The 18,399-nt window shown below is 74.2% G+C and carries 22 protein-coding genes; 8 read left to right on the forward strand and 14 right to left on the reverse strand.

Annotation, left to right across the window (positions count from 1 at the left end):
- Positions 1-10 precede the first annotated feature (10 nt).
- Positions 11-493, reverse strand: coding sequence for a MarR family winged helix-turn-helix transcriptional regulator (locus ACH495_RS15480; protein ID WP_396858381.1), 483 nt, complete (start codon positions 491-493; stop codon positions 11-13).
- 123 nt (positions 494-616) lie between these two features.
- Here ACH495_RS15480 and ACH495_RS15485 point away from each other — a divergent pair, with 123 nt between their 5' ends.
- Complete coding sequence (locus tag ACH495_RS15485) at positions 617-1,204, forward strand: DUF1684 domain-containing protein (protein WP_396858382.1); 588 nt, start codon at positions 617-619, stop codon at positions 1,202-1,204.
- 54 nt (positions 1,205-1,258) lie between these two features.
- On the opposite strand, the gene ACH495_RS15490 is transcribed toward ACH495_RS15485, so the two are convergent.
- Positions 1,259-1,846, reverse strand: coding sequence for a general stress protein (locus ACH495_RS15490; RefSeq protein ID WP_396858383.1), 588 nt, complete (start codon positions 1,844-1,846; stop codon positions 1,259-1,261).
- 112 nt (positions 1,847-1,958) lie between these two features.
- On the opposite strand from ACH495_RS15490, the gene ACH495_RS15495 reads away from it, so the two are divergent.
- Both ACH495_RS15495 and ACH495_RS15500 read left to right on the forward strand, forming a co-directional pair.
- On the forward strand, positions 1,959-3,794 hold the full coding sequence (locus tag ACH495_RS15495; RefSeq protein ID WP_396858384.1) for a glycoside hydrolase family 15 protein: 1,836 nt from the start codon (positions 1,959-1,961) through the stop codon (positions 3,792-3,794).
- Positions 3,791-4,570, forward strand: coding sequence for a glucose 1-dehydrogenase (locus tag ACH495_RS15500; protein ID WP_396858385.1), 780 nt, complete (start codon positions 3,791-3,793; stop codon positions 4,568-4,570). The genes ACH495_RS15495 and ACH495_RS15500 overlap by 4 nt, the downstream gene beginning before the upstream one ends.
- 6 nt (positions 4,571-4,576) lie before the next feature.
- On the opposite strand, the gene ACH495_RS15505 is transcribed toward ACH495_RS15500, so the two are convergent.
- Entirely contained in the window at positions 4,577-5,353 is a 777-nt protein-coding gene (locus ACH495_RS15505) for a helix-turn-helix domain-containing protein (RefSeq protein ID WP_396858386.1), read from the reverse strand.
- 118 nt (positions 5,354-5,471) lie between these two features.
- On the opposite strand from ACH495_RS15505, the gene ACH495_RS15510 reads away from it, so the two are divergent.
- Positions 5,472-5,972: a metallophosphoesterase family protein gene (locus ACH495_RS15510; RefSeq protein WP_396858387.1), complete on the forward strand. Its 501-nt coding sequence runs from the start codon at positions 5,472-5,474 to the stop codon at positions 5,970-5,972.
- A 2-nt stretch (positions 5,973-5,974) separates the two neighbouring features.
- Here the strand turns inward: ACH495_RS15510 and ACH495_RS15515 are convergent, their stop codons facing one another.
- Positions 5,975-6,196 (reverse strand): DUF3072 domain-containing protein, encoded by a 222-nt coding sequence (locus tag ACH495_RS15515; RefSeq protein ID WP_396858388.1) that lies wholly within the window; start codon positions 6,194-6,196, stop codon positions 5,975-5,977.
- A gap of 80 nt (positions 6,197-6,276) precedes the next feature.
- Here ACH495_RS15515 and ACH495_RS15520 point away from each other — a divergent pair, with 80 nt between their 5' ends.
- On the forward strand, positions 6,277-7,242 hold the full coding sequence (locus tag ACH495_RS15520; protein WP_396858389.1) for an NAD(P)/FAD-dependent oxidoreductase: 966 nt from the start codon (positions 6,277-6,279) through the stop codon (positions 7,240-7,242).
- Positions 7,243-7,265: 23 nt separating this feature from the next.
- On the opposite strand, the gene ACH495_RS15525 is transcribed toward ACH495_RS15520, so the two are convergent.
- The 3 genes from ACH495_RS15525 to ACH495_RS15535 form a co-directional block, all read right to left on the reverse strand.
- A complete protein-coding gene (locus ACH495_RS15525) occupies positions 7,266-8,552 on the reverse strand; it encodes a cation:proton antiporter (protein WP_396858390.1) in 1,287 nt (428 codons plus the stop codon).
- A gap of 102 nt (positions 8,553-8,654) precedes the next feature.
- Positions 8,655-9,332: an HAD family hydrolase gene (locus ACH495_RS15530; protein WP_396858391.1), complete on the reverse strand. Its 678-nt coding sequence runs from the start codon at positions 9,330-9,332 to the stop codon at positions 8,655-8,657.
- Between the two features lie 41 nt (positions 9,333-9,373).
- Complete coding sequence (locus ACH495_RS15535; RefSeq protein ID WP_396858392.1) at positions 9,374-11,470, reverse strand: SpoIIE family protein phosphatase; 2,097 nt, start codon at positions 11,468-11,470, stop codon at positions 9,374-9,376.
- A gap of 200 nt (positions 11,471-11,670) precedes the next feature.
- Here ACH495_RS15535 and ACH495_RS15540 point away from each other — a divergent pair, with 200 nt between their 5' ends.
- The gene (locus tag ACH495_RS15540; RefSeq protein WP_396858393.1) at positions 11,671-12,531 is read left to right on the forward strand and encodes a hypothetical protein; all 861 of its coding nucleotides are present in this window, start codon (positions 11,671-11,673) and stop codon (positions 12,529-12,531) included.
- A gap of 56 nt (positions 12,532-12,587) precedes the next feature.
- On the opposite strand, the gene ACH495_RS15545 is transcribed toward ACH495_RS15540, so the two are convergent.
- Positions 12,588-12,950 carry a DUF6401 family natural product biosynthesis protein gene (locus ACH495_RS15545; RefSeq protein WP_396858394.1) on the reverse strand — a complete coding sequence of 121 codons (363 nt, stop codon included), beginning with the start codon at positions 12,948-12,950 and terminating at the stop codon, positions 12,588-12,590.
- Positions 12,951-13,114: 164 nt separating this feature from the next.
- Here ACH495_RS15545 and ACH495_RS15550 point away from each other — a divergent pair, with 164 nt between their 5' ends.
- Entirely contained in the window at positions 13,115-13,561 is a 447-nt protein-coding gene (locus ACH495_RS15550) for a hypothetical protein (protein ID WP_396858395.1), read from the forward strand.
- Here the strand turns inward: ACH495_RS15550 and ACH495_RS15555 are convergent, their stop codons facing one another.
- From ACH495_RS15555 to ACH495_RS15575, 5 genes are all read right to left on the reverse strand, one after another.
- The gene (locus ACH495_RS15555; RefSeq protein WP_281939511.1) at positions 13,562-13,777 is read right to left on the reverse strand and encodes a hypothetical protein; all 216 of its coding nucleotides are present in this window, start codon (positions 13,775-13,777) and stop codon (positions 13,562-13,564) included.
- Between the two features lie 158 nt (positions 13,778-13,935).
- The gene (locus ACH495_RS15560; protein WP_107160680.1) at positions 13,936-14,196 is read right to left on the reverse strand and encodes a hypothetical protein; all 261 of its coding nucleotides are present in this window, start codon (positions 14,194-14,196) and stop codon (positions 13,936-13,938) included.
- Between the two features lie 101 nt (positions 14,197-14,297).
- Complete coding sequence (locus ACH495_RS15565) at positions 14,298-14,759, reverse strand: SRPBCC family protein (RefSeq protein ID WP_396858396.1); 462 nt, start codon at positions 14,757-14,759, stop codon at positions 14,298-14,300.
- 55 nt (positions 14,760-14,814) lie between these two features.
- Positions 14,815-15,231 carry a DUF2795 domain-containing protein gene (locus ACH495_RS15570; RefSeq protein WP_396858397.1) on the reverse strand — a complete coding sequence of 139 codons (417 nt, stop codon included), beginning with the start codon at positions 15,229-15,231 and terminating at the stop codon, positions 14,815-14,817.
- Positions 15,232-15,313: 82 nt separating this feature from the next.
- Complete coding sequence (locus tag ACH495_RS15575; protein WP_396858398.1) at positions 15,314-16,291, reverse strand: YihY/virulence factor BrkB family protein; 978 nt, start codon at positions 16,289-16,291, stop codon at positions 15,314-15,316.
- Positions 16,292-16,435: 144 nt separating this feature from the next.
- On the opposite strand from ACH495_RS15575, the gene ACH495_RS15580 reads away from it, so the two are divergent.
- Entirely contained in the window at positions 16,436-16,840 is a 405-nt protein-coding gene (locus ACH495_RS15580) for a ChaB family protein (RefSeq protein WP_396858399.1), read from the forward strand.
- A gap of 65 nt (positions 16,841-16,905) precedes the next feature.
- Here ACH495_RS15580 and ACH495_RS15585 read toward each other — a convergent pair whose 3' ends face one another.
- A complete protein-coding gene (locus ACH495_RS15585) occupies positions 16,906-18,342 on the reverse strand; it encodes an aldehyde dehydrogenase family protein (protein WP_396858400.1) in 1,437 nt (478 codons plus the stop codon).
- Between the last annotated feature and the right edge of the window lie 57 nt (positions 18,343-18,399).

Below are 18,399 nucleotides of genomic sequence, written 5' to 3' on the forward strand. Positions count from 1 at the left end.
ACGGGCTCCTTTACTTGTCGGCCGGGGTGGACGACGCGAGACGGTCGGCGCGCAGGCGCCGGCCGAGCCGCTCGAAGACCCGGGTGAGGCAGGCGACCTCGGCGTCGTCGAGGTCGTCGATCAGGTGGGCGCGTACGGAGCGCAGGTGGTGCGGTGCGGCCTCGCGCAGGGCCAGCAGGCCGGCCGCGGTGAGCACGGCCTCGCTGCCGCGCCGGTCGGCCGGGCAGGACTCCTTGGCCACCAGGCCGCGCTTCTGCATCGAGGTGACCTGGTAGGTCAGCCGGCTCGGGGAGAACACCAGCTGGTCGGCCAGCTCGCCCATGCGCAGTCGCTGCCCGGGCGCCTCGGAGAGCAGCACCAGCACGTGGTAGTCGGCGAAGCTCAGCTCGCTGTCGGCGCGCAGGTCGTCCTCCAACTGCGTGAACAGTCGCTGGCTCGACTCGATGTAGGCCCGCCAGCAGGCCGTCCGCTCCGCGTCCAGGCTCTCCGTCATGGCCGCAACAGTAGCACTATTTAAAATTTAAACAAGTGCGTCTGTCGTGGCCGTCGGCACAGTTCAAGGCGCGTGGGGGAAAACAGTCGAATTTTGAAGCGATCGGCCGGCTAGGGTCGAAGGATGGAGGATCTCGACGTGCTCGACTGGCGGGAGCGGGTGGCCGGGCTCTACCTGTCCGACCTAGACCTGGGCGGCTTCCGGGCCGCCCGGGACGAACTGTTCCGCAGCCACCCGAGCAGCCCGGTGCCGCCCGCCGACCGGGCCGGCTTCACCGGGCTGCGCTGGTATCCGCCCGACCCGGCGGCCGTGGTCGAGGCCCCGCTGCGGCCGGCCTCCGGCGGGCTGAGCATCGACACCGGCGGCCCGGACGGGGTGGTCGACTACCGCCGGGTGGCGGTCGCCGAGACGCCCTGGGGGACGCTCACCCTCTGGTGGATCGACGCGTACGGCGGTGGGCTGTTCGTGCCGGTGCGCGACGCGAGCTGCGGCGACGGGTCGTACGGCGGCGGGCGCTACCTCACCGACACGGTGAAGGGCACGTTCGGGCGCGGCCTGACGGTGCTGCCCGGCGGCCGGGTCCGGTTGGACGCCAACTACCTCTACAACCCGAGTTGCGCCTACGACGACAGGTGGGCCTGCCCGCTCGCCCCGCCGGAGAACCGGGTGGACGTGCCGCTGCGCGCCGGGGAGCGGGCCTGGCACGACTGACGCCGGACGGGAGGGCCCCGATCGGGGCCCTCCCGCGCGTGGACGCCGGCCGCCTCAGCGGGCGGTGGCGCCGGTGGGCGTCAGGTGCATCCGGCCGAGCACCTGCCGGGCCTGCTCCGCCAGCTCCGCGTCCACGGTGACCGCGTACTGGCTGGCCCGCAACGAGCTGGCCGAGGTGAAGTCGCGCTGCCCGCCGCTCATGGCGTGCGCGACAGCGCCGAACACGGCGCCCCAGATCGCGCCGATCACCAGCCCGACCAGGATCACCGCCAGCCAGTTGCCGGCGGTGAAGATGCCGAAGAGCAACCCGATGAACAGGCCGAACCAGGCGCCGGTGCCGGCGCCCAGCAGGGCCGCCCGGCCCGTGGTGAGTCGCCCCATCACGGTCTCCACCAGCGTCAGGTTGGTGCCGACGATCGACGTTCGTTCCACCGGGAACCGGTTGTCGGCCAAAAAGTCCACCACCCGCTGCGCGGACGGATAGTCCGGGTACGAGCCGATCGTGACGGTCGGCGGGCCGGCCTGCGGCCCGTGCCCGTCCCCGCTCGGCGGCGTCGGACGACCGCCCGGGCCGGACGGGAGGTTGTCGCTGCCCGGCATTCCGGGTTGCCAGGCCGCGGTCGGAGTCGAGGGTCTGGTCATGAGCATCCTCCTTCGTCAACTCGCCGCGTTCCCGCCGCCGGCGAGCGGTAACGCGGCGGCCGGCACCGATCCCGGCGACGCATGGTGACGGCGAGGCCGGGTAGGCAGCACCGTGCGGACCGGACGGATCAGTGAGCACGGCTTCCTCGCCGACGGGCACAGTGCCGCCCTGGTGGACACCGCCGGCGCGGTCAACTGGTGGTGTCCGGCCCGGTTCGACGGGCCGTCGGTCTTCGGCCGGCTGCTCGACGACGACGCCGGGCACTGGGCCATCCGCCCGGAGGGCGAGTTCACCAGCACCCGGTCCTACCTGGACGACGCGCTGGTGCTGCGTACCGTCTTCACCACGCCGACCGGGACGGTGGCCGTCACCGACGCCCTGGCGCTGGAGCCCGGCGCGCGCGGCCACGACGTCGGCCTCCGGTCGCCGCGGGTGCTCGCCCGGGTGGTCGAGGGCCTCGGCGGCGAGGTGCCGATGCGGCTGGACTACGCGCCGCGGTTCGAGTACGGGCGGGTCGGCGCCTACCTCACCGAGCGCGACGGGGTGATCGTGGCCACCGCCGGCGCGTGCCGGCTGGAGCTGCGCACCGACGTTGACCTGAGGTTCGCCGACGGGACCGCCGTCGGGCGGTTCACCGCCCGCGCCGGCAGCGCCCACCACTTCACCCTCGGGTACGCCCCGACGTACGCCGGCGGGACGCCGACGCTGCCCGACGCCGCCGAGGTGGTGGCCGGAACGGCCGCCGGCTGGCGGTCGTGGGCGGACCTGCACGACTACCGGGGGGAGTACCGCGACCTGGTCCGGCGCAGCGCGCTGGTGGTGCAGGGGATGACGTACGGCCCGAGCGGCGCGGTCGTCGCGGCGGCCACCACCGCGCTGCCGGAACAGCTCGGCGGCGACCGCAACTACGACTACCGCTTCGTCTGGCTCCGCGACTTCAGCCTGACGCTCCAGGCGCTCTGGCGGGCCGCCTGCCCGGACGAGGCGGACCGGCAGTTCACCTGGGTGGCCCGCGCGATGGGCCGACTCGGCGACGCCCCCGCGCCGATCATGTACGGCGTCGAGGGGGAGCGGGACCTGACCGAGCACGATCTCGACCACCTCGCCGGGTACGCCGGCAGCCGGCCGGTGCTGGTCGGCAACGACGCCTGGCGGCAGCGGCAGAACGACGTGCTGGGCGAGGTGCTCGACGCGGCGTGGCTGATGCGGCACTACCTCGACCCGATGTCGCCCGACGTACGCCACCTGCTGTGCACGCTCGCCGACCAGGCGGTACGCGACTGGCACCGGCCGGACGCCGGGATGTGGGAGGCGCGCGACGCCGAGCGGCACTACGTCTCGTCCAAGGTGCAGTGCTGGACCGCGCTGGACCGGGCGGTCCGGTTCGGGCCGCGGCTCGGCGGCCCGGCCGACGTGGCCCGCTGGGCGGCCGCCCGGGACGAGGTCCGGGCGGCGGTGCTCAGCCGGGGCTGGAACGAGCGGGTCGGCGCGTACACCGGGGCGTTCGACTCCGACGACCTGGACGCCTCGGTGCTGGTCATGCCGCTGGTCGGGTTCCTGCCGGCGGACGATGAGCGGATGCGCGCCACGATGGACGTGGTCGAGCGGCGGCTGTCCCACAACGGGCTGCTGCGTCGCTGGGACGGCGACCCGGCGGGCTTCGTGATCTGCTCGTTCTGGCTGGCCAGTTGCCTGGCCGAGGCGGGCGAGCTGGACCGGGCCCGGCGGTTGTTCGAGCAGCTCGCCGCGCGCACGAACGACCTCGGCCTGTACGCCGAACAGATCGACCAGGTCACCGGCGAGCAGCTGGGCAACTTTCCGCAGGCGTTCTCGCACATCGGGCTGATCAACGCCGCCGGTCGGATCACCGAGGCCGCCGAGCGGTTCGCGCACGACCGACCGGCCGTGCCGACCGGCGCGGCCCGCACGGAGGGAGCACGCGGATGACCGGACGGCTGGCGGGGAAGACCGCCTTGATCACCGGCTCGGACTCGGGCATCGGCCAGGCCACCGCCATCGAGTTCGGCCGGGAGGGCGCCGACGTGGTGGTGCACTACCTGCACGACCACGCCGGGGCCAACCACACCCGGGCGGAGATCGAGTCCGCCGGCGGGCGGGCCGTGGTGGTGCAGGGCGACATCAGCGTCGAGCACCAGGTCGACGCGATGTTCGACGAGGCGCTGGCCGAGTTCGACCGGCTGGACGTGCTGATGAACGACGCCGGCGTGGACGCCTCCGGCATCCCGGTCGCCGACCTGGACACCGAGACCTGGGACCGGTGCATCCGGACCAACCTCTACGGCATGTTCTTCTGCTGCCGGCGGTTCGTCCGGCACCGCCGGGACTCCGGTGGCGGCGGCAAGATCATCAACATCACCTCGATCCACCAGGAGGTGGCCCGGGCCGGCGGCGCGGACTACGACGCCAGCAAGGGCGGCATGCTGGAGCTGGCCAAGAGCCTCGCGCTGGAGGTCGCCCCGATGCGGATGAACGTCAACAACATCGGGCCCGGCATGGTGCTCACCCCGTTCAACCAGGAGGCGATCGACGATCCGAAGTACCGGCACGAGCAGGTGCAGAGCATTCCGTGGAAGCGGGCCGCCGAGCCGGCCGAGATCGCGAAGCTGGCGGTCTTCCTGGCCAGCGACGACGCCGACTACGTGACCGGGTCGACGTACTTCATGGACGGTGGCCTGATGCAGAACCAGGGGCAGGGCGCCTGACCCGGCTCACCGGGCGGCGGCGCGCAACGCGTCGGCGGTGGCCTCGTCGCCGGGCAGGAACGTCTCGATGGACAGCTCCGACACGGTCACGTCGAGTGGGGTGCCGAACGTCGACACCGTGCTCAGCAGCCGCAGCTCGCCGTCGCCGTGCCGCAGCCGCAGCGGCACCACCACGTCACCCGGCCCCGGCTCGGCCGGCTCCGGGCCGGCCCCGCCCGGGTAGCCGCGCAGCTCCTCGTGCAGCGCGGCCAGCTCCGGGTCGGCGGTGAGCGCGGCCTGCCGGCGCAGCCGGACCAGCAGGTGCGCCCGCCACTGCCCGAGGTTGCGGACCCGGGGCGCCAGCCCGTCCGGGTGCAGCGTGAGCCGCAACGCGTTCACCGGCGGACGGAGCAGGTGCGGCGCCACGCCGGCGGTCAGCACCGGCACCGCCGCGTTGCCGTCGACCAGCCGCCACCGCCGGTCCACGGCCACCGCGGGCCAGGGTTCGTGCGCGCGCAGCACCAGCCGCACCGCCTCCCGGACCCGGCGCAGCTCGGGGGCGTCGAGCGCGGCCTGCGGATAGACCGGGGCGTAACCGGCGGCGAGCAGCAACTGGTTGCGGTCGCGCAGCGGCACGTCCAGGTGCTCGGCGAGCCGGAGCACCATCTCCCGGCTGGGCGCGGCCCGGCCGGTCTCGACGAAGCTCAGGTGCCGCGGCGAGATCTCCGCCGCGTGGGCCAGGAAGAGCTGGCTGAATCCGCGCCGCCCCCGCCACTCCCGCAACAGCCCGCCCACCCCGCCCACTCCCTCACCCTAGGCCCACCCCGTCGATCATGAGGTTGACCGTCCCCAGGGAGATCCACTTCGCCGCCAACCTCATGATCGACGAGGTGGGGGCGTGGCGCGATGGGAGGATCGAGGGGTGGACCTGGTGATCATGGCGGACACGCACGTGCCGAAGCGGGCGCGGGACCTGCCGGCGCGGCTCTGGGCGGCGGTGGAGGCCGCCGACGTGGTGCTGCACGCGGGGGACTGGGTGGACGAGGCGCTGCTGGACGCGCTCGAGGCGCGGTCCCGCCGGCTGGTCGGCGTGTACGGCAACAACGACGGGCCGGCGTTGCGCGCCCGGCTGCCCGAGGTGGCCCGCGTCGAGCTGGCCGGGCTCACGGTCGCGATGGTGCACGAGACCGGCCCGAAGGCCCGGCGCGAAGAGCGGTGTGCCGCCGCGTACGGCGACTGCGACCTGCTGGTCTTCGGGCACTCGCACATCCCGTGGGACACGGTCGCGCCGGGCGGGCTGCGGCTGCTCAACCCCGGCTCACCCACCGACCGGCGGGCCCAGCCGTACGCGACCTACCTGACCGCGCGGGTGGCGGCGGGGCGGCTCGACCGGGTCGAGCTGCACCGCCTGCCCCCGCGGTAGGGTCAGCGCCCCCGGCCGGTCTCCGCCTGGAGCTCGTCGATCCGCCGGGACGCCTCGGCCTTGGTCAGCCCCTCCGGCACCGTCTCGCCCGCCTCCTGGGCCAGCGTGTGCAGGTAGGACTGCTGGGCCGCGGTCGGCGGCTCGTCGCCGGTCACCCAGTCGTCCGGGTCCTTGACCGCGGCGTCCGGGTTCACCCTGGTGCTGTCGCCGGTGTGGTCGGCCATGATGATCACCTCTCCTCGAACAGATGTGCCAGTACCCCCGTGCCGGCGGGTTCATGCCGGCCGGCACCTACGATCAACCGATGACAGCGGACCGGGCGGGTGTGGTGGTGGTCGGCGCGGGCATCGCCGGAGTGGCGTGCGCGACCGAGCTGGCTCGGGCCGGGATCCCGGTCGAGGTGCGGGAACGCGCCCGGGTGACCGGTGGTCGAATGGCCAGCAAGCGCTTCGACGGTCGCCCCGCCGACCTGGGCGCCGCCTACTTCACCGTCGACGACCCCGACTTCGCCGCCGTGGTGGCCGGCTGGCAGGCCGCCGGGCTGGCCCGGGAGTGGACGAACACGCTTGTCGCGTACGGGCCGCGCGGGCGAGAACAGGTGACCGGCCCGATGCGCTGGGCCGCGCCGCGCGGGCTGCGCTCGCTCGTCGAACACCTGGCCGCCGACCTGCCGGTGACGCACGACCGGCTGGTCATGACGATCGAGCCGGGGCCCCGGGTGGACGGCCGGGCCGCCGAGGCGGTGGCGCTCGCCATGCCGGGCCCGCAGGCCGCCCTGCTGCTCGACCCGGCGCTGGACGCGGCCACCCGCGCGGTGGCGACGCAACGCTGGTCGTCCACGCTGACGGCGGTGCTGCACTTCCCGTCCCGCCGCTGGCCCGACTTCCGGGGCGCGTTCGTCAACGACCATCCCGTGCTGAGCCTGGTCTGCGACGACGGCGACCGGCGCGGCGACGCCGCCCCGGTGCTGGTCGCACACACCACCCCGCAGTTCGCCGCCGGGCACCTGCTCCAACCGACCGCCGCCCGGCCGGAGATCGAACAGGCCGTCCGGGACCTGCTCGGGCTGCCCGAGCCGGCCCTGTCGACCCACGTGCACCGCTGGACGTACGCCCGGCCGGCGCCGGCCGGGTCGGGAGGCACGTTCCACCTGGACGACGACGGGATCGGCCTGGCCGGCGACGCGTTCGGCCGTCCGCGCGTGCAGAGCGCCTGGCGATCCGGCCACGATCTGGGCCGCGCACTGGCCGCCCGGCTGCGTGGGGACTGACGCGTCGCCCGCCGGGGGATCGCTCAGCCGGCCGGCACGGGCTCCCTGCCCGCACCCGACTCGGAGCTGTCCCGGGTCCGGTCGCCCTCGCGGTCCAGCAACTGCATGATCGGCGTCGCGGCGATCCCGTGGGCCACCACCGAGACCACCACCACCAGGCCGACGGTGGCCCAGAGCAGCTCCGCCTGCGGGAAGTCCGTCTTGCTGGTGGCGTACGCCAGGTAGTAGAACGACCCGACGCCGCGGATGCCGAACGCCGAGATCACCCAGTGTTCCGCGGCGCGACCCGGTGCGCCGCGCAGCGACAACCAGCCGACCAGCGGCCGGATCACCAGCACCAGGGCCAGCCCGACCAGCGCCGCCGGCCAGGTGAGCGGCGCGAGCAGCCCACCGATCACCGCGCCGCCGAACAGCAGCAGCAACAGCACGGTGAGCAGTCGTTCCACCTGCTCGGCGAAGTCGTGCAGCACGGCGTGGAACTCGGAGGTGCGCTCGGCGGCCCGGATCGCCCGGGCGGCCACGAAGACCGCCAGGAAGCCGTACCCGCCGATCACCTCGACCAGCCCGTACGCGAGGAACGTGGCGGCCAGCGCCAGGAAGCCCTCGGAGTGCTTGGCCAGCCGCAGCGTGCTCGGGGCGCGGAAGAACAGCTTGCCGAGCAGCCAGCCGACCAGCAGGCCGCCGCCCACGCCGGCGGCGAGCTTGTAGACCACGTCCACGGCCACCCACTCGGCCAACCAGGCCGACGGGGCGAGGCTGGTGCTGGCGATCGCGATGGCGGCGTAGACGAACGGGAAGGCCAGGCCGTCGTTCAGCCCGGCCTCCGAGGTGAGCGCGAAGCGCACCTCGTCCTCCGAGTCCTCCACGTCGGTCGGCTCACCCACCTGCACGTCGGAGGCGAGCACCGGGTCGGTCGGGGCGAGTGCCGCCCCGAGCAGCAGCGCCGCCGCCGGCACCAGGCCGGCCCACCACCAGCCGAGCAGCGCCACCGCGGCGATGCACAGCGGCATGGCGATGGCCAGCAGCCGCCAGGTCGACGACCAGCGGGCCCAGCTCAACGGCCTGTCGATCTTCAGGCCGGCGCCCATCAGGGCGACGATCACGCCCACCTCGGTGAGGTGGGTGGTCAGTTCCGGCGAGCGCAGCGGATCCGGTGTGGGCAACCCGGTCGGGAGCGCGAAGACCAGCATGCCGAGCCCGAGGAACGCGATCGGCATGGACAGCGGTCGCTTCTCCAGTACCCGGGGCAGGATGCCCGCCAGCAGCGCACCGACGCCCAGCAGAGCGAACGCGACATCGACCGGTTCCACGACCCCACCCTTCGGCCACCCGGCGGCCGGGCGGAGGTGGTCAGCAGTGCCCCGAAGCGGGCCCGGTTAAGCCTTTCGACGCAGCCGAGGTTGACCGGCGGCTCAGCCCAGGGAACCGATAGCGCTCTCCGGCAGCGCGTCGAGCAACTCGGCCGGGTCCTCGTACACCGCTACCGCGCCGGCGCCCGCCAGCTCCGCCCGGCCGGTGCCGCCGCAGGTCAGACCGATGCAGGGGATGTCCAGCTTGCCGGCGGCGGCCACGTCCCAGATCGAGTCGCCGACGAACACCACCCGCTCGGCGGCCAGCCCCGACTGCTCCAGCGCGGCGGCCAGGATGTCCGGGGCGGGCTTGCTCTCCTGCGCGTCGGCGGAGGAGGTGACCGTGTCGATCACGTCGTCGGCGTCCAACGCGGCCCGCAGCGCGGTCACCTCGTGCTCGGCCGCCGAGGTGGCGAGCACCACCCGCAGGCCCCGGTCCGCGCAGGCGCGCAGCAGCTCCCGGGCCCGGGGCAGCGGCGCCAACCGCGCCCAGTACTCCGCGTAGAGCGCGTCGTGCGCGTCGCGTAGGCGCCCGTCGGCGTCGGTGTCCCGTTCCGCGCCGAGCAGGTGGTCGAGGAGCTTGTCCGAACCCATGCCGATGGCCCGGTGGATCCGCGCCATCGGCACCCGGTGGTCACCCTGGCGCAGCGCCTCCCACCAGCTCACCGTGTGCAGGTACGTGGAGTCGATCAGGGTCCCGTCGACGTCGAAGAGGACGCCGTGGCGCTTGTCGTCGGTCATGGGCTGCCTCCTACCCGGGCGGGACGCGGCCGACGCGCGGTTCACCCGGCCGGAATGAGGATCTCGAACCAGACCGTCGAGCCGCGTACGGTCGGGTCGGTGCCCCACGCGTCGCTCAGCTCCTCGATCAGGCCGAGCCCGCGGCCTCGGCTGCTCAGCGTGTCGGTCTGGGCGCGGGTGACCTGCCCTCGGGTGCCCGAGTCGGCGACCGAGACCAGCAGCCGCTCCGCGCTCAGGTCGATCTCGACCCGGGCGGCGGTGCCGGCGTGCAGCAGCGCGTTGGTGGTCAGCTCGCTGGTGCAGAGCACCGCCGCGCCGACCACCGCCTCGGGCACCTGCCACTCGGTGAGCTGGGCGGTCAGCCAGTGCCGGACCCGGCTCGGCGCGGTCGGCTCGGCCGGCACCTCCATGCCGGCCGACCGGCTGGGCCGGACCGCGTGCTCCACCGCCAGCACGGCCACGTCGTCCTCGGTGGCGCCCGGCACGGCGGCGGTCGCGACCGCGCACAGCGCCCGGGGGTCGCCGCTGCTCGCGGCACTCACCGCCGCGCCCAGCCCGGCCAGCCCGGCCGCCAGGTCCTGCCAGCGTCGCTCCACCACGCCGTCGCTGTAGAGCAGCAGCGTGTCGCCGGGGCGGAACGGCACGGTGACGGTGCGCGGGCGGCCACCGAGACCCAGCGGCGGGCCGGGCGGCACGTCGACGAACTCCGCGGCCGGGCCGGCGTCCGTCCGGCCGCGCCGGATCAGCGGCGCGGGATGGCCGGCGCTGGCCAGCGTGACCCGTTCCCGGTCGACGTCGACCACGCCGAAGACCACGGTGACGAACAGCTCGTGCGTGCCGCCCTCGACGCCCAGGCTGGCCACCAGCCGGTCCAGGCCGCCGAGCACCGCGTCCGGCCGGGGGTCGGACAGGGCGAGCGCGCGCAGCGCGGCGCGGACCTGGCCCATCCGGGCGGCGGCCTGCACGTCGTGGCCGGCCACGTCGCCCAGCACCACGCCGAGCGCGCCGGTGGGCAGCAGGAACGCGTCGTAGAAGTCGCCGCCGGCGGCGTTGCCGTCGACGCCCGGCTCGTAGCGGGCGGCGATGCGCAACCGGGGCAGGTCGGGCAGTTGCTCCGGCAGCATGCTGCGTTGCAGCAACTGGGCGGTGCCGTGCTGGGTCTCGAAGCGGCGGGCCCGCTCGGCGGCCTGGCCGATCAGCTCCGCGGACGCGGCGAGCAGCGCCCGCTCCGCCGGCGACCAGGGCCGCGGGGTCTGGTAGCCCACGGTGAGCGCGCCGCGGATCACGGTCGAGCGCAGCGGCAGCGCGGCGAGCGCCCGGATCTTCTCGTCGTGCCGGTCCGCCGCGACGTCGCGCAGCGGCTGCCCGTCGGCGGTGAACGAGGGTACGCCGCTGCGCGCGGTGACCACCGCCGGCAGCGCCGAGTCGGCGCTCGTCCGGCGCCACAGCGGCGGCAGCCGCTCGTCGGCCTCGTCGAGCAGTTCGCCCCGGATCCGGCGGACCAGCCGCCAGGTGTTGCCCTCGTCGACCACGAAGGAGACCCGGTCGGCGTCGAACGAGTGCAGGCAGTAGCGCAGCGTCACCCGGGCCACGTCGTCCAGGGTGAGCGTGCCGGAGAGCGCCGCGGCGAAGTCGCTGAGGCTCTGCAACTGCCGGGTCAGCTGGGTGGTCTGCGCCGAGACGGTGAGCACGCCGACGATGCTGCCGGTCGAGTCGCGAACCGGGGAGTGGCCGCGGGTGAACACCGCCGGCTCGGCCGGGCCGGCGCCCTGCCGGTCGGCCGGCAGGACCGCCTCCCGCTCCAGGAACGGTTCGCCCTGCCGGTAGACCCGGGCCAGCGCCTCGCCGGCGCCGGCCTCCCGCCACACCTCGGCGAACACCTCCGCCGCCGGCCGGCCCAGCGCGCCCGGGTGCCGGTCACCGATCAGCTCGGCGTAGCCGTCGTTGTAGAGCAGGACCAGGTCGTCGCCGAGGAGCAGGGCCATCGGCACGGGTGAGGACAGCACCACGTCCGCCACCGCGCGGACCGCCGGGTCCCAGCGCTCCGGTGCGCCCAGCGGCGTGCCGGCCCACGGGTGGGCGGCCGCTCCCGGAGTGGGGGCGGACGGCGTGGGAATCCGACCGACGGTGCCTGGCATGACCGCAGCCTAACCGGCGCGTGGCCGAGGGGTTCCGATCATGCGTCCAGCACGGCTGCCGGCCGCCGGTGGCGTGGACGTTAGGGCAGGTCAGGGCCGGTTCGGCGGGTCATGTCGGGAAATTGCCCCGGTCCGGCCCGGCGTGCTGCCCAGAGCACCGGGTATGCGGGCGGCGCAGTTCACGCGACAGGAGGGACATCATGCCGAAAACCCTCGCGGTCGGCCAGGTCGACATCAGTGCGGCCTGGACCGACTTCTGGAGGTCGGTGCTGCTCTTCGTACCGAGGGCCATCGCGTTCATCGTGATCCTCGTGGTGGGTTGGCTCATCGCCCGAGCCGTCCTCAAAATCGTGGACGCGGCACTGGAACGGGTCGGGTTCGACCGCGCCGTGGAACGCGGCGGGATCAAACGCGCCCTGGAACGCACCAAGTACGACGCCAGCGACATCCTGGCCAGACTGGCCTACTACGCGGTCCTGCTGTTCACCCTGCAGTTCGCCTTCGGGGTGTGGGGACCCAACGCGATCAGCGACCTGATCCGTGGGGTGGTGTCCTGGCTGCCGCGGGCCTTCGTGGCGATCGTCATCGTGGTGATCGCGGCCGCCATCGCCAACGCCGTCCGGCAGTTGGTGTCGGGCGCGCTCGGCGGGCTCTCGTACGGCCGGGTGCTGGCCGACGTGACGGCCTTCTTCATCCTGGCGCTCGGTGTCATCGCGGCGCTGAACCAGGTGGGCATCGCGACCACGGTGACCACGCCGGTGCTCATCGCGTTCCTCGCCACGGTGGCGGGAATCCTGGTCGTCGGTGTCGGCGGTGGTCTGATCAAGCCGATGCAGAACCGCTGGGACGGCTGGCTGGATCGGGTCGCGGAGGAGTCCCGGGCGTTCCGGCAGCAGCGGCAGGCGCAGCAGGCCGGCCGTGGCGACTACGAGCGGCGGATGGCCGACCGGGGCGGACAGCCCGCACCGGCTGCACCGCAGTCGTCCATGTCCGGGGCGGGCACCTACCGCTCCGGCGAGGCGGGCGACGAGACGCAGCAGTTCCGCCGGCCCAACGGCTGACGGTGCACGGGTGACGGGGTGTCCGCGGGGCGATCGCGGGCGCCCCGTGCCGTGTCTCAGGCCAGGTGGCGCGGGTCCAGCGCGCGGGCCAGCAGGCAGACCGCGAGCAGCCGGGTGAGCAGCCAGCCCGGCGCCGACCAGTCGACCGGCCCGGTCGGCGGCGTCCAGCCGTGCTCCGACGCCGCCGCGCGCAGCCCTTCCGCGTACCCGGCGAGCGCCGCCACGGTCAGCGGGCGACGGTCGCCGTGCAGGCTGTCGCGTACCCCGGCGGCATGCTGGTCGACCTCGGCGAGCAGACCGGGGTTCTGTCGGGCCGCGGCCAGGCCGGCGGTGCCGACGGAGACGGTCAGCGTGGTGAGGGTCGACCGCGCGGCCACCGCCGCGGACGGGGTCGCGACCCGGGTTCTCGGCACGCGCATGGGGACCGAGGCTAGCCCCGCGCGGACCGGGGCGGCCTCGGCCGACCGGACGATGCCCGGCTCGTCCGGGTGACCCGTCGGCCTCGGCCCCCGGGATTGAGCCGCCCGCGGCGGGGCAGAAGGGAACCGCGCAGACGACGCAGCCGAGTCCGCGGAGGCACACGATGGGACAGCAGGTCGACGGACCGGACCGGGCGCACCGCCGGCCGGACGGGGTGAGTGACGCCACGGTCGAGGCGCTGGGCAAGCTCGGCGAGGCGTTGGAGTGCGTCGAGCGGGCCCGTGGTCACCTCTACGAGCTGCATCAGCTGATCGGCCACGCCGACCTGATGCTGGACGAGGCGGTGGAGCGGTTCCGCGCCGCCGGCCACCCGAGCATCGCCGAACGGATCGACCGGGACCTGCTCGGCCGCAACGTGATCGCCGGTCGGTGGACCTTCCAGATCGTCGAGGACTTCGACGACGGCTACCACGCGCTCTTCCGGGAGGTGGACCGGCAAGCCCGGGACGAACTGGTGGGCGGCCGGCGGCACCTCTACGAGGCGGAGATGAAGGAGCGGCGCCGCAGCCGGGGGCGGCCGGGGCACGAGGCGCGCCCGGCCGAACGGTGATCAGTCGGAGGAGCGGGCCTGGGCCGGGCGCCGGCGGCGGGCGCCGTCGTCGGCGATGATCACGGTCGCGACCATCAACGCGACCACCACGCTGAACAGCCAGGAGCTGTCGTCGCTGAACTTCGCCGCAACGGGAGCCTGGACGGCGGCGAGCAGGAAGCCCAACCAGGCGAGGCGGCGCTGACGATTGGAGAGGAAAGCGGAGCCCTGATCCATTCCGAAATTCTTACGCGCCGGACCCGGAGAACTGCCAGCCGTTCGGCCGATTCTGGATGGGCTGTCCGTTTTCCCGACCGTCCGTACGGCAGTTTTTGTCGTTTCGGTCGATGCGCGCTCCCGGTTCCGGGCACTCGACGGTGCCCGGAACCGGGTGCTCAGATGCTGTCCGGGCCGGTCCGGCCGGTGGTCGACGGCCGGTACGCCCGGTCCGCGTCGGTCATCTCCCGGCGCTCCGCCTCCGCGCCGGCGCCCCGGTCCACCGCCTCCGGGCCGTGGCCGAACGCGGCCTCCTCACCGGCGTCGTTGCCGGTGGCGTCGTCGGCCTGCCCGTCCAGCGTCGACCGGGCGATGGCCTGGTCCAACTCGTGCAGGGGAGTGCGGTCCTCGTCGCGCCACTGGCGGTCGTTGTCGGTCATTCCCCTGCGGTACCCGGGCCGGATGATCGCAAACGGTCCGCCGGACACGGCGATGGCCGCCGGCGAACCGGCGGCCATCGAGGTTCGTGCGGGGGTGACGCTCAGGGGGTCGGGCGGTCGACCGAGCCGCGCCAGGCGCCGGTCTCCTGACCGCGCCGCTCGATGAACTGCTTGAACCGCTCCAGGTCGCCCTTGGCCCGGCGGTCCACCACGCCCAGCTTGTCGCCGGCCTGCTCGACCACGCCGTGCGGCTCGAACTCCATCTGCAACGTGACCCGGGTGTGTCCCTCGTCGAGACGGTGGAACGTCACCACGCCGGCCTGCTGGGTGCCCCCGGTGGAGCGCCAGGCCACCCGCTCGTCCGGGAGCTGCTCGGTGATCTCGGCGTCGAACTCGCGCTTCACGCCGGCGATCTCCACGGTCCAGTGCGTCATCTTGTCGGAGAGCTGCCGGACCTCCTGCACACCCTCCATGAAGTGGGGGAACTCCTCGAACTGGGTCCACTGGTCGTACGCGGTCCGGATCGGGACGTCCACATCCACGTGTTCCATAACGCCGCTCATGTCGGGGTTCCTCCTGTTCCGCCGGTGTCGTGTCGCGAACCGTGGGCCGATCCGCTCACCAGCGTGTCGTCTCGTTCCGGTGCCCGAGTGCGGCCCACACCTCGGAAATCGTCTGGTAACGGGCGTCGTCCGGCAGGCTCTCCAGGGCGGCGACGATGTCCGCCGGCGCCTCGTTCTCCCGGGCGTTGGCCACCAGCGCGTCGCGGTCCCCGGGCAGCGCCGCCATGCCGATGAACCGGCCGAGCCGGCTGCGCGCCTCCACGTCCGCCGAGCTCATCCCCTGCGGGGAGCCGGTACGCAGATCGCCGGCCGGCGCCGTGGTGGCCTCGGGCTGGTCCTCGCCGGACGGCTCGGGCTGGCGGAACTCGTCGACCCGGGCGCCGCCCGCGCCCGGCCCCTGGACCAGGCCGCTGACCTCGCTGCTCATCTGGTCGTCGACCCTGGGCGAGTGCTTGCTGCTGCCACGTTCCATACCGTCAGGGATGCCCCCGGGGACCGCCGGTAAACCGGCCGCCACCGAGGAGCCGGTCATCCGGCCCCGAACCGGGCGGTGCTCAGGAGTCGGCCGGCGCGCGGGGCGGCAGCACCGGCTCCGCCGGGTCCTCGACGCCGGCCTGCATCGCCCGGCCCCGCTGCAACTCCGCGTTGACCTGCACGCCGAGCATCAGCGCGCAGTTCGACAGATAGAGCCAGACCAGGAACGCGATCACCGCGCCGAGACTGCCGTAGGTGACGTCGTACGAGCCGAAGTTCGCCACGTAGAGGCCGAAACCGAAGGACGCCAGCACCCACGCCACCAGCGCCAGCCCGCCGCCCGGGGTGAGCCAGCGGAAGCGCGGCTGCCGCACGTTCGGCGCGATCCAGAACAGCAGCGACAGCAACGTCATCGCGACCAGGGCGAGCAGCGGCCACTTCGTCACCGACCAGGTGGTCCGGGCCAGGCCGCCGGCGTCCAGCCGGTCGCCCACCGCGTCGGTGACCGGGCCACTGACGATCAGCCCGGTGGCCACCACGGCCAGCAGCAGCATGGTCACCGCCGCCATGCCGATCTGGAGCGGGCGGAGCCGGTAGAACGGCCGGCCCTCCTGGACCCCGTAGATCGCGTTGGAGGCCCGGGTGAACGCGCCGATGAACCCGGACGCGGACCAGAGCGCGCCGAGCAGACCGAAGCTCAGCAGCGCCTTCGCCGGGCCCTGCTGCTCGACCACGGTGCGCACCACGCCGACGAACGCGTCGTTGCCGACGACCGAGCCGGCGCCGATCTCCCGGGCCAGGTCGATGACGGTGTCCACCGTGCGGGGGCCGTCGGAGACCAGGCCGACCAGGGCCACCACCACGATCGTGGACGGGAAGAGCGCCAGCACCCCGTAGTAGGTGAGCGCGGCGGCCCAGTCGGCGCAGTTGTCCTTCACGAAGCCCTGGCCGCTGCGCAGCAGCACACCCCGCCAGGTGCGCCAGTTGAGCTGACGCATCCGGCGGGGGAGGCGGGCGCGGGCCGGACCGTCGACCGTGGGTGGTGTCGTCGCCGTCATGACCGCCTCCTCCACGCGCCGGGTGCGCCACCGGGGCGTGGCCGGGCGGTACCCCACAGCGGAAATCGACAAACCGTATGCCGGTTTGTCCCCCGGGCCGGGGGGAACGACACCTGACACCCGATCGAGACGGAGGTGGACGAGATGCCCGGGCGCGAGGTGTTGCCCAGCACGTTGAAACGCTCTCCGGCCAAGGCACAGCGGACCTGGGAGAAGACGCACGACTCGGCGGTCGAGACGTACGGCGAGGGGGAGCGCGCGCACCGCGTCGCCTTCGCCGCGGTCAAGCACGAGTACGAGAAGGTGGGCGACCACTGGGAGGCCAAGGGCCGCAAGGGGCCGAGCGACCGGCAGGCCGCCGGCGGTGGCCCGGCACGGCGCGCGCCGACGGCCGGCGGGGTGGACGCCAACGCCACCAAGGACCACCTCATGGCGGTGGCGAAGAAGCTCGACGTGCGGGGCCGCTCCCGGATGACCAAGCCGGAGCTGGTGCAGGCGATCCAGAAGGCGAACGACAACGCCACCCGCAAGGCCCGCGGCGGTCGCTGACCCGCCAGGGGTACGCCGACAGAGCCCGGGACCGGCGCGGTGCCGGGCTCCTGTCGTGCCGGTTCTCACCAGTGGCCGCCGCCCGGCGCCTCCAGGTGGACCACCTTCACGGTGCTGAACTCGTCGAGCAGCTCCGGGCCGTACCCGAAGCCCTGGCCGCTGCCCCGGCGCGGCTGGGCGGCCCCGCCCGGCGCGCCGCCGAACACGGCATTGACCTTGACGGTGCCCACCGGCAGCTCCCGCCAGGCCCGCTGGGCGTGGCTCATCGAGCCGGTCAGCACGGTGGCGGCCAGCCCGTACGGGGAGTCGGCCGCGCACCGCAGTCCCTCGTCGAACGAGTCGACCACCACCACCGGGGCGACCGGGCCGAACGTCTCCTCGCGCACCAGCGCCATCTCGTGCCGGCAGCCGTCGACCACCGTGGCCGGGTAGAACGCGCCCGGCCCGTCCGGCACCGCGCCCCCGGTGCGGATCCGGGCGCCCTGCGCCGCCGCGGCGGTGACCTGCCCGTGCACGTGGTCCCGGTGCCGCCTGTCGACAAGCGGGCCGAGCTGGGTCCCCGGGTCGCGGCCGGGACCCACGGCGAGCGCCTCGGCGCGGGCCACCAACGCGTCGACGAAGTCCCCGGCGACGTCGCGGTGCACGTAGACGCGTTCCACCGCGACGCAGATCTGCCCGGCGTTGGCGAAGCAGCCCAGCGCCGCCTGCTCGGCCGCCCACACCGGGTCGACGTCGGCGTCCACCAGCAGCGGGTCGCTGCCGCCGTTCTCCAGCAGCACCTTCGCGCCGGTCCGCGCGCCCGCGGCGGCGATCGCCCGCCCGGTGGCGGTGGAGCCCACGTGCGCGACCACGTCCAGCCCGTCCTGGCCGGCGAGTGCCGCGCCCACCTCGCCGCCGCCGGTCAGCAACGACAGCACGCCGGCCGGCAAGGCCGCGTCCAACGCCCGGGCCAGCAGCCACCCGGTGGCCGGGGTGCGTTCGCTCGGCTTGTACACCACCACGTTGCCGGTCACCAGCGCCGCGCCGAGCAGGCCGCAGGAGACCGCCACCGGGTCGTTCCACGGGGTGATCGCGGCGACCACGCCGCGCGGCTCCGGCGCCATGAAGTCCACCGCGGCGTGGCCGCCGTGCAGCGTCCGGCCGCCCCGCAGCGGGGCCAGCTCGGCGTACTGCCGCAGCGTGCCGACGCCCGCCGCGACACCGCCCCGGGCGTCGTCGAGCGGCTTGCCCATCTCCGCGGTGGTCGCCTCGGCCAGCTCGTCGGCCGCCGCCTCGATCGCGTCCGCAGCCCGGTGCAGCGCGGCGGCCCGCTCGGCCGGCGCGGTCGCCGCCCACTCCGCCGCCGCGCCCCGGGCCGCCTCCACCGCCTTGGCCACCTCGTCCGCGGTCGCCACCGGCGCCCGGGTCACCGGTGTCCCGTCGGCCGGATCGTGGACGACCAGCTCGCCGCCCTCGCCCCCGGCGCCCCACACCCCACCTATGAGCTGCGCAACCGTGTACATGCCCGTGCTTGCCCCGGTCCGGGGCGGGCAAACGCGTTTCGCCCGGTCACCGGCCGG

It is taken from the genome of Micromonospora sp. NPDC018662 (assembly GCF_044391475.1).
Taxonomy (GTDB): domain Bacteria; phylum Actinomycetota; class Actinomycetes; order Mycobacteriales; family Micromonosporaceae; genus Micromonospora.

What these genes read in the sequence shown, in the direction of transcription:
- ACH495_RS15580 (WP_396858399.1), top strand. Translation starts at nt 16,436, where the DNA reads ATGCCCGGGCGCGAGGTGTTGCCCAGCACGTTGAAACGCTCTCCGGCC.
- ACH495_RS15565 (WP_396858396.1), bottom strand. Translation starts at nt 14,759, where the DNA reads ATGAGCGGCGTTATGGAACACGTGGATGTGGACGTCCCGATCCGGACC.
- ACH495_RS15530 (WP_396858391.1), bottom strand. Translation starts at nt 9,332, where the DNA reads ATGACCGACGACAAGCGCCACGGCGTCCTCTTCGACGTCGACGGGACC.
- ACH495_RS15480 (WP_396858381.1), bottom strand. Translation starts at nt 493, where the DNA reads ATGACGGAGAGCCTGGACGCGGAGCGGACGGCCTGCTGGCGGGCCTAC.
- ACH495_RS15575 (WP_396858398.1), bottom strand. Translation starts at nt 16,291, where the DNA reads ATGACGGCGACGACACCACCCACGGTCGACGGTCCGGCCCGCGCCCGC.
- ACH495_RS15570 (WP_396858397.1), bottom strand. Translation starts at nt 15,231, where the DNA reads ATGGAACGTGGCAGCAGCAAGCACTCGCCCAGGGTCGACGACCAGATG.
- ACH495_RS15585 (WP_396858400.1), bottom strand. Translation starts at nt 18,342, where the DNA reads ATGTACACGGTTGCGCAGCTCATAGGTGGGGTGTGGGGCGCCGGGGGC.
- ACH495_RS15500 (WP_396858385.1), top strand. Translation starts at nt 3,791, where the DNA reads ATGACCGGACGGCTGGCGGGGAAGACCGCCTTGATCACCGGCTCGGAC.
- ACH495_RS15490 (WP_396858383.1), bottom strand. Translation starts at nt 1,846, where the DNA reads ATGACCAGACCCTCGACTCCGACCGCGGCCTGGCAACCCGGAATGCCG.
- ACH495_RS15555 (WP_281939511.1), bottom strand. Translation starts at nt 13,777, where the DNA reads ATGGATCAGGGCTCCGCTTTCCTCTCCAATCGTCAGCGCCGCCTCGCC.
- ACH495_RS15560 (WP_107160680.1), bottom strand. Translation starts at nt 14,196, where the DNA reads ATGACCGACAACGACCGCCAGTGGCGCGACGAGGACCGCACTCCCCTG.
- ACH495_RS15520 (WP_396858389.1), top strand. Translation starts at nt 6,277, where the DNA reads ATGACAGCGGACCGGGCGGGTGTGGTGGTGGTCGGCGCGGGCATCGCC.
- ACH495_RS15515 (WP_396858388.1), bottom strand. Translation starts at nt 6,196, where the DNA reads ATGGCCGACCACACCGGCGACAGCACCAGGGTGAACCCGGACGCCGCG.
- ACH495_RS15545 (WP_396858394.1), bottom strand. Translation starts at nt 12,950, where the DNA reads ATGCGCGTGCCGAGAACCCGGGTCGCGACCCCGTCCGCGGCGGTGGCC.
- ACH495_RS15540 (WP_396858393.1), top strand. Translation starts at nt 11,671, where the DNA reads ATGCCGAAAACCCTCGCGGTCGGCCAGGTCGACATCAGTGCGGCCTGG.
- ACH495_RS15535 (WP_396858392.1), bottom strand. Translation starts at nt 11,470, where the DNA reads ATGCCAGGCACCGTCGGTCGGATTCCCACGCCGTCCGCCCCCACTCCG.
- ACH495_RS15485 (WP_396858382.1), top strand. Translation starts at nt 617, where the DNA reads ATGGAGGATCTCGACGTGCTCGACTGGCGGGAGCGGGTGGCCGGGCTC.
- ACH495_RS15550 (WP_396858395.1), top strand. Translation starts at nt 13,115, where the DNA reads ATGGGACAGCAGGTCGACGGACCGGACCGGGCGCACCGCCGGCCGGAC.